We start from the raw sequence: 12,900 nt of genomic DNA, 5'->3' as shown, positions 1-12,900 counted from the left end.
CTAGCTGTGGCAGTGTGCGCCGGCGTCGCCATCGCCATGGCAGCCAGAGGACTGTTGAGCGTTGGCCGGCACGTCCAGCACGGGGCTGCGGTCGAAGAAGCCCTCGGGCCGGAGCTTGAAGCCGACCGTGTCCACCGGCATGATGGGCCAGTCCTCCGGACGCGGGAAGTGGGTCAGGCCGAAGGTGTGCCACACCACGATGTCCTGGCCGTCGATGTCGCGGTCCTGGGCAATGTAGGCCGGCAGGCCTGCTCCCCCGGCGTGCTGGTTGACGAAGTCGCCCGTGGGGTACCGCTCCTCCTCCGCGAACCGCGTGACCCACAGGTCCTTCGTGGCAAAGGCCGCGCGCCGGGCGATGGAGGACTCCGGGTCCGCCAGGAGAGTGGGCTGGCCCTGGGCATGCAGCTTGTAGCCCACGGGATCGCCCAAGCGGTTGCGTGATTCCGGGTTGGAAATGATCCAGGTCCGGCCGCTGCGCGCGTCGGCTTCCCGGACGGCTTCCGACTCGCGCGCCAGGACAGTCCGCTTCCGGGAGAACGCGTTGCCGCGTTCGTTGCCCTCGCCCATTCCCTGGCGGACCACATCCTCTTCCTCGACCCGGTTGGTGAGGCCGTCGACCGCCATGTCCAGCCGCGCGCTGAACAGGTGCTGGTGGTACGGGGCGCCCAGGCCCGGAGCCAGTTGGGAGATATTGGCCGAGCCGCCTTCGGGGTAGGCGGAGGTGAAAACCACGCCGGTGGCCTTGGCCTCGAACTCGATGGTGCCGTCGAGGTAGAGGTACCAGTAGAAGCCATAGTCGTAGTTGCCGATGGTGGTGAAGAACGAGATCACCAGGCGGCGGTTGCGGCGGGTGTAGTTGATGCCCGTCCAGAGGTCGCTGTGCTTGGCCAGGATCCCCCAGTCTTCCTCGTGCATGCAGATGCCGTTGCGGATCTCGCGGGGGTTGCCGAAGGCGTCGCTGATGACGGGGCTGAGGTAGGTGATCTCGCCGAGGCAGTCGCAGCCCAGTTCCAGGGAGTTGGCGTACTGGCCCACGAGGTATTCGCCGGTGTCGAAGTAGTTCTGCCACGACCGGATCGGCGACGGGTCCCCGTACGGGACCACCATTTCGGCGATCGATGCGCGGTTGATGATGGGCCGCAGGCGGTCGCCGTCCTGGAAGGCAAGGTTGTGCAGCACCACCCCCTCGCGGACGTCGAACCCGACGTCGAGGCTCCATTTTTCCCATTCGACGTGGTTGCCGCCGGTGACCGTGAAGCTGGGCCCGTCCGGCTGCGTGATGTTGATGGGCTTCTGCGTGGTGCGCAGCGGGCCGGTGAGCTCCGGATCGGTGTAGTTGCCGTGCTCCGTGGGAATCGGGACGGCGCCGGTGTCCAGCACCTGCGTCACTTCCTGGCTCACGACGTCGACATAGGCCACGAGCCCGTCCACCGGGTGCGCCCAGGCGCTGTCCTCGGGGAAGTCCTGCACGAAGGCCAGGCCACGCAGGATCCGGCGGCCCCTTTCCTCCGGGTACTCGAAGACGCCGGCGGACAGCGGGGCAACGCGGACCTTGCTGACGTCCAGACCGCGGCTGGCGAGGGCCTTGAGCCAGCGCTCGTCCGTGGCCAGGAGCTGTTCGACGACTTCGAATTCCTCCTCGAGCACCGGGAGCTCGCCGGTCGCCGCCGTGTCCAGCTCGACGGCGGTAACCACCGTGCCGCTGGAGACCGAAACGGTCACATCGGCCGGCCTTCCCCCTGCGGCATCGTGCAGGAAGACCCGGAACCGGCGGTCCTCACTTTCGGCCGGGGCGTTCCGGGCGGGGTCCAGCAGACCGAGGTACGCGATGCGCCGGGTCCCGCCCAGCAGTCCCGCGGCACGCAGGATGCCCTGGACCGCGGTGATTTCGGCGCCCGTGGCCAGGCTGTAGGGGCTGTAAGGGGTGCGGGTGTCAGTTTGTGCGGTCATCATGACGGCCTTCGTTCGGTGACCCTGGCGGGTCAGAACTTTATTTTCTATAGTTGTAGAGAATACGGAAATGTAAGCTGTGCCACAAGAGTCCGACGCAAAATATTTGGGGAGCTGTCCGGTGCCAAAGATTGTCGACCACGACCAGCGGCGGCTTGAACTCGTCGACGCCACGTGGCGGATCATCGCCCGGCTCGGGATCGAAAGTGCCACCATGCGGGAAATTGCCCTCGAGGCAGGTTTCGCGAACGGCGCCCTCAAGCCCTACTTCCCTACCAAGGATGACCTGCTGACCTTCGCGTTCGGGCACGTCTTCAGCCGCACCAACGAGCGCATCGCTGGAGTCACCGCCGGGCAGGCCGGGCTGGCGGCCCTGCGGTCGTTTTGCGTCGAGGTGCTGCCGCTGGATGAGGAGCGGATCAACGAGGCCCGGATTGTCATCCCGTTCTGGCAGAAGGCCATCAATGACCCCGGCAAGGCCCGGATCCACCGGGATTCGATGGAGCAGTGGCTTGCGGCGATGCGGCGGTACCTTGCCGAGGCGCGGCAGGCCGGCGCCGTCACCACCGCCGTCGACGACGCCGCCCTGGCCGGGCAGCTGCTCAACCTCCTTCTCGGCGCGCAGATTACGGCGGCACTCACCCCGGAAGGCCAGGTGGAACTCGGGCTGAACGAGCAGCTGGAGGGCTTCCTGACCCTGCTGGCCTGCTAGGCCCCAGGCAATCTTTATTCGCCGAGCGTCGAAAAAAGATGACATCGGCGGGCCGCGCCGCTACCCTGAAAGGACTGTGTCCCATGACACATTCCAAGAATTATGACGGCGTCAGGATCTTCGATGACTGCAGTTGCAACCCGCCCAGTGGCCAGCCCCGCCGGACAGCATGTCCTCACCAGCACAGCAGAATCTTTCGACCACTGGAGGCACCTGGTCGCGGAGTCCTTCGTTCCCCTGGCCGCCTCGAGCGCCGATGCGGACAACTTCCGCGGCCGCATGCGGGCCCGCAGGCTGGACCGTGTGGCACTCGTCGAGGTCTCCTCCTCGAGCCATGAGGTCCACCGCACGCCGGCGCTGATTGCGCAGTCCAACCAGCGCTATTTCAAGCTCAATCTCCAGCTGCAGGGTACCGGACTCCTGATCCAGGACAACCGCGAGGCAGTCCTGCATCCGGGGGATCTCTCCATCTATGACACCAGCCGCCCGTACACGCTTGCCTTCGAGGGCGACGCCCGGCTCATGGTGTTGATGTTTCCCTGGGACGCGCTGTCCCTGCCGCCGGACTGCATCGCGCAGCTTTCGGCGCTGCGGATGGCCGCCGACGGGGGCCTCGCCGCGATCGTCGGCCCCTTCATCGCCCATCTCGCGGAGAACCTGGAGGCGCTGAGCGGCCCCAGCGGATCGCGGCTGGCCACCAACGCCCTTGATCTCGTCTCCACGATGCTGCATTCGGAACTGGACATGTCCCCCGACCGTATGAGGCCCCAGGCCCTGTTGGCGGCATCCGTCCGCGAGTATATCGATGCCCACCTGGCCGATCCAATGCTGTCACCGGCGTCCATCGCGGCGGCCCATTTCATCTCCACCCGGCACCTGCACAACGTCTTCCATGAATCCGGGACCACCGTGGCGAGCTGGATCCGGACCCAGCGGCTGGAGGGGGCGCGCCGCGAACTGCGCGATCCGCTCCTGGCCGGAATGCCGGTCGGAGCCGTGGCCGCGCGCTGGGGCTTCCTGGATGCGGCCCATTTCAGCCGCTCCTTCCGTGATGCCTTCGGTGAGTCCCCCAGCGACTGGCGGCGCGGCGCCTGAGCCTGGCCTTCACCCCCTGCCGAGAGCACCTGCCGTCGTCAGCACCGGCGCCAACGTCAGTTCGTGATCAGATCCGCGTGGTGAACTGCGGCGACGTTCGGGTGGGCCCGGAGCCGGTAGCGAAGAGCGTTGTCTCCGTAGGTTTCCAGGATCGGGCTGTTGGTCGGGTCAACGGACAGTCCGCGGGCCTTGGACTGAAACTCCGGGCTCACCGCAAGCTTCGGCATGGTCGCGTCCAGCGCAGGGTTGTAGAAGAACGGCAGAGAGCCTGTCAGTGCCGCGCAGGGGCGAGATCACGCGGTGCAGAGTCGCCTTTAGATAGCCATTTGTGGCCAGTTCGAGCATCTCGCCGATGTTGACCACGAATGTTCCGGGCACCTGAGGTGCGTCGATCCACTTCCCCTGATACTCGACCTGGAGTCCGCCCTTTCCGGGTTCGACCAGAAGGAGCGTCAGGACGCCGCCGTCGCGGTGGGACCCGACCCCCTGCTTGGGCTCCGGATTGGACTCCCCCGGATAACGTACAACCTTAAGCAGGGGAAAAGCCCGTGCGGCAAAAGCCGCGTCGAAGGTGTCCTCGGGCGCTCCCAGGGACACGGCAAGCGCCCGCAGGAGAGCGAGGGAAATGGCGCTCAGCCGTTCGGTCCACTCAGAGACAATCGCCCGCATTTCGGGCAGTGCGTCCGGCCATAGGTTGGCCCCCTCCAGGCGCCAGTAGTCAGCGACGCCGGCATCCGGCTCCACAGCGTCACGCTCGACGCCGATATCGATCTGCTCGCGCCAGTCCACCGCCCCGTCCGTGAGTTCGCCGCCGACGCGGGTGTAGCCGCGGAACTGCGGGCTGTGGACGTTCTCGACGGAGAGCTTCTGTTCCTCGGGCAGTTCGAAGAAGCGGCGTGCGACGTCGAGCATGTCGTCAACGAGCTTCTGCGGGATGCCATGGCCCGCCAGATAAAGGAACCCGACTTCATGCATGGCGTTACGCAGCTCGTCCCGAAACTGGGAGGCCTCCTCAGGCCCTGCATTCAATCGGGAGAAGTCCAGGACGGGCAATGATTCGAGTGACAATGCGGACTAGTCCTTTACAGCGAACTTGGCAAGCCGAAGCCTCTATTAGTTTCAATGTTACGGACGGAGCGACAGCGATGAGGATAAACGTGTCGAAATAAGACATCCGGAGCAGGACGGCGCCCTGGGCAGGGCCCGCCGTCAGGCAGTGACCCCTGCGCGCGCGGCCCTGCGCTCCACGGCAATTTCCACCAGCACACCGGCGGTAAACACAAGGGGTACGGTCAGCAGCAGTCCCACGGCCGTTTCGGCACTGCCGCCGATCAGAGCGGTGAAGTTGATGATGACGAGGGACAGGACCCAGCCAAGCAGCAGGGTGGCGAGCACCGGTGCCACCGCGGTCTGCCAGAGCTGGCCGGACACCCTTTCCCGCCGGAAGTAGGCGACGACGGCCAGCGAGCAGAGCATGTACAGCACCAGGAGCGCGGCCACGGCCAACCCGCTGAACCAGGAAAAGAGGGTGAGGACAGGATCCAGGGACAGCACCGCGAACGGCACCACGAGCAGGAAGGCGACCGCGGTCTGGATCCGCGCAGCGACAGCGGGCGCCTTGTGCCGGTTGGTCCGGGCCACTCCGCGGGGCATCGACCCGCGCAGGGCCAGCGAATGGAGGTAGCGGTTGATGCCGTTGTGGAAGGCGATGATGCCGGCCAGCAGGGAGGTCACGAGCAGCATGCCGGTGACCGTTCCGGCCCACGGCCCGAACAGCTCCACCATCGGCGTCAGCACGAACGCGGTGGAATCGCCCGATTCGAGGGCCGCGCCCGCGGCGTCGATGACATGCGAGGGTCCGTAGTAGCTGACCAGCATCCAGGAAATGAAGGAGAAGAAGACCGCGATGACGACTACCGAAAGGTACGTGGCCCGGGCGACGGTGCGGTGGGCGTCCTTGGCCTCGGCCGAGTAGATGGCCGTTGATTCGAAGCCGAACATGGAGGCGACGGCGAACATGATGGCAACGCCCGGGGCGCCTGCGCCGATCGCCGCGGGAGAGAAGGACGCCGCCAGGCTGATCCCCTCCGGCCCGCCGCCCCGCAACAGCACGGTGAAGCCGAACATGAGCAGGATGGCGACCTCCAGGCCCACGAGCACCGCCAGGACCCGCGCCCCGAGTTCGATGTTGAGGGAGCCCAGCACCTGCACGCCCGCCATGGTGATGGCGGCCAGAAGCCACCAAGGGACCACGATCCCGGCAGATCCGAGGAGGCCCGAGAACGCCGCGCCGTACAGCCCATACATCGCGGCCTGGACCGTGCTGTACGCGAGGAGCGCGAGCCACGCCGCTCCCGCGCCGACCTTCCGTCCGAAGGCGGCGGTGACATAGGCGTAGAAGGCGCCGTTGGCCTGGATCTTCCGGCTCATGGCCACGAAGCCGACCGCGAAGATCACGATGACGATGCCCACCACCAGATACGCGCCGGGGGCGCCGGCGCCGTTGCCGAGCGCCGCGGCCAGGGGTGATGCCCCGACGATTCCGGTCAACGGCGCCTGGGCTGACAAAACAAAGAAGAGAATGCCCATGACGCCGACGCTGCCGGCACGCAGCGCGGTGGAGTGCTCCGTGCGGGGGCTGGATTCTGCGGTCCGGGAATCTGAATTTGAAATACTCATCGGATCCTTCTTAACGGTCATGAGTCTGGGAGATGGGGTGCGTTGCACCGTGAAATCCAGCATGGCAGGTGGCGCCCGTCACGCTTTTGTCGATTAGCGACCGGTTGTTGTTCCTGAGCGTAGTCAGCACCAGGCCCTGTGCCGGCCGCACGGCGGGCCGGACGCCCTCGGGTCCGCAGCCTCAGGAATAGCTTTCGGTGTTCCGTTCGCTCCCGCACAACAGCTCTTCGCGGATAGACAAGCCCCTCGGCCCCTCGCCGGAGCACGCTTGAAACAGCACTCTTAGGCCGCACCGGCCGCGTTCTCTGACCTACTCGATGTGGAGTACCCCCATGGAAACCTACGACGCCCTACTCGCCTCGATCACCCCGGTGGCCGGGGAAACCCGCACGATCTTTGACCCGGCCACCGGACAGCCGGTCGGCGAAGCACCGGTCCACACCGTTCAGGACCTCGAAGCCGCCATCGCCGCCGCAGCCGCCGCGCAGCCGGCCTGGGCCGCACGGGGCCACGACGCCCGGTCCGCCGCGCTGCTCAGGGCCGCCGACGCCGTCGAACGCTCCGCCGAGGAACTCGCCCGCCTGCTCTCCCGCGAGCAGGGCAAACCGCTGAACGGCCCGAACGCCCGCTTTGAGGTCGGCGCCTGCGCCGCCTGGCTCCGCGTCGCCGCCGGCACGCCCCTGGACCCCGAAACCGTGGTGGACGACGGCGAAACCCGCGCCGAACTGCACTACCGGCCCATCGGCGTCGTCGGCGCGATCGGCCCCTGGAACTGGCCCATGATGATCACCGTCTGGCAGCTCGCCCCAGCCCTGCGCATGGGCAACGCCGTCGTCGTCAAGCCGTCCGAATACACCCCGCTGTCCGTTCTTGCCCTCGTCGAAATCCTCAACCAGGAACTCCCCGAAGGCCTCCTCACGGCGGTCTCCGGCGGCCGCGACGTCGGCGAGGCCCTGGCCGGACACCCCGCGGTCGGCAAGATCATGTTCACCGGCTCCACCGCCACCGGCAAGGCCATCATCAAATCCTCCGCCGACACCGTCAAGCGCCTCACCCTGGAGCTCGGCGGCAACGACGCCGGCATCGTCCTGCCCGACGCCGACCCCAAGGGGATAGCCGAGGGCCTGTTCTGGGGCGCCTTCATCAACACCGGCCAGACCTGCGCGGCGCTCAAGCGCCTCTACGTCCACGACGCCATTTACGACGCCGTCTGCGAGGAACTCGCCAGCGTGGCCCGTGCCATGCCCATGGGCAACGGACTCGACGAGGCCAACGTCCTGGGCCCGCTGCAGAACCGCCAGCAGTTCGATATCGTCGCCAGGCTCGTCGAGGCAGCCCGCGACTCCGGCGCCAGGATCCTGCTCGGCGGCAACCCGGAGAACGACCAGCCCGGGAACTTCTACCCCACCACCCTCGTCGCGGACATCGCCAACAGCAACCCGCTGGTCGCCGAGGAGCAGTTCGGCCCCGCCCTGCCGATCATCCGCTACGGCACCGTGGACGAGGCCATCGCCATGGCCAACGCCGTCGACGTCGGACTCGGCGCCTCGGTCTGGTCCTCCGACCCCGCCGAAGCCCGCAAGGTGGCGGCCCGGCTCGAGGCTGGCACCGTCTGGATCAACAAGCACGGGGCCGTGGACCCCCGCATCCCGTTCGGTGGCGCGAAGCAATCCGGCTACGGACTCGAATTCGGTGTCGAAGGCCTCAAGGCCCTCGGCGTTCCGCAGGTCATCAACGGCTGACGCTGCGCTTTGCAGGGGCCATCAGCGCAGCGCCTGCGGCACGGGTTCGTGCCGCAGGTAGCTGCGCCGGAACCGGCCGCTGCCGGCGGTCAGGGCCCGCAACTCCACCGCGTACCGCAACAGTTCCTGGTCCGGCACCTCGGCGCTGATCTCGGTGCCGTCGGCGCCGGCGGAGGTGGTTCCGGTCAGGCGTGCCCGCCGGGAGGACAAGTCGCTCATCACGGCGCCCACGTGGTCCTCCGAAACGCTGATGGTCACGGACGAGACCGGCTCCAGGAACTGGATGCGGGTTGCCCCGGCCGCCTCCCGGAGGGCCAGCGCCCCGGCCGCCTGGAAGGCAGCATCGGAGGAATCCACGCTGTGCGTCTTGCCGCCGATCAGCGTTACCTTGATATCCACTACCGGGAACCCGGCCGAGACGCCTTTCTGCATCTGGGCCCGGACGCCCTTTTCCACCGAGGTAATGAACGGCCCGGGAATCACGCCGCCAACGGTCTTGTCGACAAACTCGAACCCGCCGCCGCGGTCAAGCGGTTCCACCTCGATGTCGCACACCGCGTACTGGCCGTGGCCGCCGGATTGTTTGACATAGCGCCCGTGTCCGGCGGCCGGCGCGGCAAACGTCTCCCGCAGCGGCGTGATGACCTGGACGCTCTGCAGGTTCACCCCTTGGTCCCGCAGCCTGCCCAGGACGACGTCGGCGTGCGCCTCGCCCATGCACCACAGGATCAGCTGGTGGGTTTCGGAGTTGCGTTCCACCCGCAGCGTCGGGTCCCCGGCAGTGACCTTCCCCAGGTTCCTGGCCAGGGCGTCCTCGTCGCCGTGCGTGGCGGCTTCGATGGCGACCGGCATGAGCGGGTCCGGCATGTCCCAGGCGGCCACCAGCAGCGGCAGTTCCTTGGCCGAAATCGTGTCGCCGGTCTCGGCGGTGCCCAGCTTGGTCAGCGCGCAGATATCCCCCGCGACGCAGAACGGCACTGGCCGCAGTCCTGATCCCAGTGGCGAGTACAGGTGGGTGACCCGCTCGTCGCTGTCGTGGTCCTCGTGGCCGCGGTCGGCCATTCCGCGGCCGCCCACATGGATGGCGGCGTCTTCCCGCACCACGCCGGAGAAAACGCGCACCAGGCAGACGCGGCCAAGGAACGGGTCGATCGTCGTACGGACCACTTCCCCGAGCAGCGGACCGTCGGGGTCGCAGCCGAGCGCGCCGGCGGGCACCCCGTCGAGGTCGGTCGCTGCGGGGACGCCGCGCTCCGCCGGCGTCGGAAACGCACGCACCAGGACCTCGAGCAGTTCCGCCAGGCCGAGCCCGGACTCCGCCGACGCCGGCAGCACCGGGTGGAAGGACCCGCGGGCCACGGCCGTCTCCAGATCGGTGATCAGGACGTCGGGGGCGATTTCCTCGCCTCCGAGATAGCGGTCCATGAGCGTCTCGTCTTCGCTCTCGGCAATGATCCCTTCGATCAGCGCGCCCCGTGCGGACTCCGCGGCGGCGAGTTCGACGCCGGTCGCGGCCCGGGTGGCCGGCGCCGGTTCCGCATCACTGTAGTCGGAGACCGTGCCGGTCAGCAGTCCCAGCAGCCCCGTGACGGGACCGTCCGCGGGGACCGGCAGGTAGAGCGGGAGGATGGAGTCGCCGAATGCCAGGCGGCAGCGGGCGATGGCGGCGTCGAAGTCCGCACGCGGATGGTCCAGGCGGCTGATGACCACGGCCCGCGGCATCCCGAGCCGCTGGCACTCGCTCCAAAGCGCCGTGGTCGCTGCGTCGACATCGTCGGTGGCCGAGACGACGAACAGCACCGCATCCGCCGCCCGGAGCCCTGCCCTCAGCTCGCCGATGAAATCCGTATAGCCCGGAGTGTCCAGCAGGTTGACCTTGATGTCCCCCACCATCACCGGCACCACCGCGAGCGCCACGGAGCGCTGCTGCGCGATGGCGGAAGGATCCGAGTCGCTCACCGTAGTGCCCTCGGCGATCGAGCCCTTGCGGGTGATGGCTCCGGTGGCGGCAAGCAGTGCCTCGGTGAGCATCGTTTTTCCGGAACCGGAATGCCCCACGAGTGCCACATTGCGGACCTTGTCCGGCTGTTCCGGCGGCGCGACGCCGTTGGCGTCTGCCCGCCGGAGGTCAGACGTACCCCGGACCGGTCCTCTTGACGGCGTCTTGGCGCCTTTCGACGGCATGAGAACCTCCCGGCGTCGCATCCACTCGTGCCCTGCAGGGCCTTGTGTTAAGGATTGGACACCCTGGGACGCCCGGACAGCAAGGTCTTTTTCAGGCCGTAGTTTTTCAGGCCGTGGCCGGAGCAACCAGGGACCCGGAGGCTGCCCGGTTCCGGAGCCAACGGCCCAGGGCCTTGCCTTTGCCCGTCCACCAGCTGTCCTCGTCGCTGCCATGGTGCCACCTGAAGATCACGGCGACCATGACGAACACTCCAGCGGCGACCTCGGGCCAAGAGCCGGAGGCGGCATCGAGGAGCACGCTGAACGCCATGACCACGATGGAAGGCAGTGCAAGTGTCCGGAACCACGTGTTGGCGACGAACCGGCTGCGGGATCGCGGCACGGAGACCGCGCGGACGAAGTCGAAGCACAGGCAGACGACCACCAGGGCCTGCCCCAGGGACATCAGGATGTGCCCCGGCAGGGAACCGGCAAACAGGACGGCCGCCTGGAGCCCCGGGCTCACGGCGTGCCCGTCAACGCAACTGGCCGCAGCCGGGACCCGCCCCGAAGGGGCGAATCAAACCTGGGCGAATCACACCTGGACGGATCAAACTCGGTTGAATCATGCATGCGATGCCCCCCGGCGTCTACGCTGCTCCTGCGCTGGCTCCGCGCCCGGGCTTCCCGTAGGAGCTGTAGGCGTGTCATGCCAGCCTTTTCTGACACTCCAATTCAACGCGCGGAATGGGCATGAAGTCACGCAAATCAGGTACCCGACTATCGGATGGTCGGGTACCTGATTGCGTTCCGGTGTACTCGGTTTACTCCTGCCGCTACTTGCCCCGGCATTGCGACGTAACTGAAAAACGTGATGGTTGACACATTCCCCGTGGCCGTGTCATCGCCGCCCTGCTCACCAGGGAAACCTGGGGAAACCGCGAGATGAGTCCTAGCCCATGCCCCTCGGCCGCCACACCACCAGCGCCTGCGACCGCGCCTGCGGACGCTTGCCGCGGGCCAGGCTGACGACGTCGCCGGCAGTTCCTGCGGCGAAGATCCGCGAATCGGCCCCTTGGCGGCGCCGGCCCAGTTCCTCAGTCAGTTCTCCGACCCGGCGCTGCAGGGCGGCCACCTGGTTCTCCAGCTGGAGGATCCGCTTGATGCCCTCCAGCGAGACCCCCTCCTGGGAGAGCCGCTGGACCTCGCGAAGCATATTCACATCCCGCTGCGAGTAACGCCGCGACTTGCCCGGGGCACGGCTGGGCGAGACGATGCCCAGCCGGTCGTACTGGCGCAGCGTCTGCGGGTGCATGTCCGCCAGTTCCGCGGCAACGGAGATGACGAAGATCGGCTGGTCGAAGTCGATGGCCATGGCTGGATCCCGTTCCTAGAGCCGGGCCTTGGCTGCCAGGCCCGCGCGGACGTCCTCATTGGCGGTGGCCGCGGCGAAGGCCTTCACGGCCTCCTCCGCTTCCTTGTTCAGCTTCCGCGGAACAGCGACGTCGATCGTCACCAGCAGATCGCCGGTGGCTTTGGCGTGCTTGACGCCGCGGCCCTTGACGCGCAGGGTCCTGCCCGAGGGCGTCCCTGCCGGAACCCTGACCTTGACCGTGTCGCCGTCGACCGTCGGAACCTCGATGTCTGCGCCCAGGGCCGCCTCCGGGAAGGAGACCGGGACGTGGATCCGGAGGTTGTCGCCGTCGCGGACGTAGAATTCGTGCGGCTTTACCGAGACGGTGACCATGAGGTCGCCGTTGCCGGCGGGGGCGTACTGCCCCTTGCCGCGGACGCGGACCTTTTGTCCGTCCTTGATGCCGGCCGGGATGCGGACGTCGATGACCTCACCGTCCGGTTCACGCAGGCCGATCGTGGTGCCGCGGATGGACCCGCCGAACGAGATCGAGGTCGACGCGGTGCGGTCCGAGCCCTTCTGCGGAGCCCGCTGGAAGGACTGGCCCCCGCCGCCGAATCCGCCGCCGCCGAAGAGATCTGCAAACTCGGGCGGCATGCCGCCGGCCGTGCTGTAGCCGCCGGAGTGGCGGCCTCCGCCGCCGGTAAAGAGCCCGCCGAAGAGGTCCTCGAAGCCAGCTCCGCCGCCGGCCCCGCCGCTTCCGCCAGGGGCAAAGCGTGCGCCGCCGCCCATGGCCCGGATGGCGTCGTACTGCTGGCGCTCATCGGGATCCGAGAGCACGGAATAGGCCTCGGAGATGTCCTTGAACTTCTTCTCCGACGCGACGTTCCCCGCGTTGGTGTCCGGGTGGTGCTGCCGGGCAAGTTTGCGGTAAGCCTTCTTGATGTCGGCGTCGGAAGCGTCCTTGGCGACACCAAGGATCTTGTAGAAGTCCTTGTCCACCCAGTCCTGGCTAGCCAATGGCGTTTCCTTTCAAAGTCTGTATTGCGTTCGAGCTCCGCTGGATAGGGGGCCGTGCCCGCTTCGCGGTGCCCGCCACGCCGCGGCCCCCTATCGAGCTGCGCTGCGTTCATCTCACCTTAGGCGAGACAACCGCTGAGCGGAGCGAGACAAGGGGCCCGGGAGTGGCATCGGGCCTATCGGAG

Annotated in this window: 9 protein-coding genes and 1 pseudogene; 3 read left to right on the top strand and 7 right to left on the bottom strand. The window is 67.5% G+C overall.

Annotated features, from left to right (window positions below; all coding sequences use genetic code 11):
- Positions 1–1,953, bottom strand: coding sequence for a primary-amine oxidase (locus AC1DBX_RS09000; protein ID WP_476931576.1), 1,953 nt, complete (start codon positions 1,951–1,953; stop codon positions 1–3).
- A gap of 118 nt (positions 1,954–2,071) precedes the next feature.
- On the opposite strand from AC1DBX_RS09000, the gene AC1DBX_RS08995 reads away from it, so the two are divergent.
- Positions 2,072–2,662 carry a TetR/AcrR family transcriptional regulator gene (locus tag AC1DBX_RS08995; RefSeq protein ID WP_476931575.1) on the top strand — a complete coding sequence of 197 codons (591 nt, stop codon included), beginning with the start codon at positions 2,072–2,074 and terminating at the stop codon, positions 2,660–2,662.
- 123 nt (positions 2,663–2,785) lie between these two features.
- Complete coding sequence (locus AC1DBX_RS08990; protein WP_476871795.1) at positions 2,786–3,757, top strand: AraC-like ligand-binding domain-containing protein; 972 nt, start codon at positions 2,786–2,788, stop codon at positions 3,755–3,757.
- Positions 3,758–3,813: 56 nt separating this feature from the next.
- Here the strand turns inward: AC1DBX_RS08990 and AC1DBX_RS08985 are convergent.
- Together AC1DBX_RS08985 and AC1DBX_RS08980 are read right to left on the bottom strand one after the other, a co-directional pair.
- A pseudogene (locus tag AC1DBX_RS08985) lies at positions 3,814–4,825 on the bottom strand (isopenicillin N synthase family dioxygenase).
- Between the two features lie 141 nt (positions 4,826–4,966).
- Positions 4,967–6,436 (bottom strand): APC family permease, encoded by a 1,470-nt coding sequence (locus AC1DBX_RS08980; RefSeq protein WP_476931574.1) that lies wholly within the window; start codon positions 6,434–6,436, stop codon positions 4,967–4,969.
- Positions 6,437–6,768: 332 nt separating this feature from the next.
- On the opposite strand from AC1DBX_RS08980, the gene AC1DBX_RS08975 reads away from it, so the two are divergent.
- A complete protein-coding gene (locus tag AC1DBX_RS08975; protein ID WP_476931573.1) occupies positions 6,769–8,178 on the top strand; it encodes an aldehyde dehydrogenase family protein in 1,410 nt (469 codons plus the stop codon).
- A 21-nt stretch (positions 8,179–8,199) separates the two neighbouring features.
- Here AC1DBX_RS08975 and AC1DBX_RS08970 read toward each other — a convergent pair whose 3' ends face one another.
- The 4 genes from AC1DBX_RS08970 to AC1DBX_RS08955 form a co-directional block, all read right to left on the bottom strand.
- Complete coding sequence (locus AC1DBX_RS08970) at positions 8,200–10,362, bottom strand: elongation factor G-like protein EF-G2 (RefSeq protein WP_476931572.1); 2,163 nt, start codon at positions 10,360–10,362, stop codon at positions 8,200–8,202.
- A gap of 106 nt (positions 10,363–10,468) precedes the next feature.
- Entirely contained in the window at positions 10,469–10,867 is a 399-nt protein-coding gene (locus AC1DBX_RS08965; protein WP_476850742.1) for a hypothetical protein, read from the bottom strand.
- A gap of 426 nt (positions 10,868–11,293) precedes the next feature.
- Entirely contained in the window at positions 11,294–11,716 is a 423-nt protein-coding gene (locus tag AC1DBX_RS08960; protein ID WP_028275425.1) for a heat shock protein transcriptional repressor HspR, read from the bottom strand.
- Between the two features lie 15 nt (positions 11,717–11,731).
- Positions 11,732–12,715: a DnaJ C-terminal domain-containing protein gene (locus tag AC1DBX_RS08955; protein WP_476850743.1), complete on the bottom strand. Its 984-nt coding sequence runs from the start codon at positions 12,713–12,715 to the stop codon at positions 11,732–11,734.
- Positions 12,716–12,900: the final 185 nt, after the last annotated feature.

It is taken from the genome of Arthrobacter sp. 10N44_2 (genome assembly GCF_056394385.1).
Note: the sequence above shows the minus strand (reverse complement) of the source record. Positions and strands in the feature narration are given on the sequence as shown.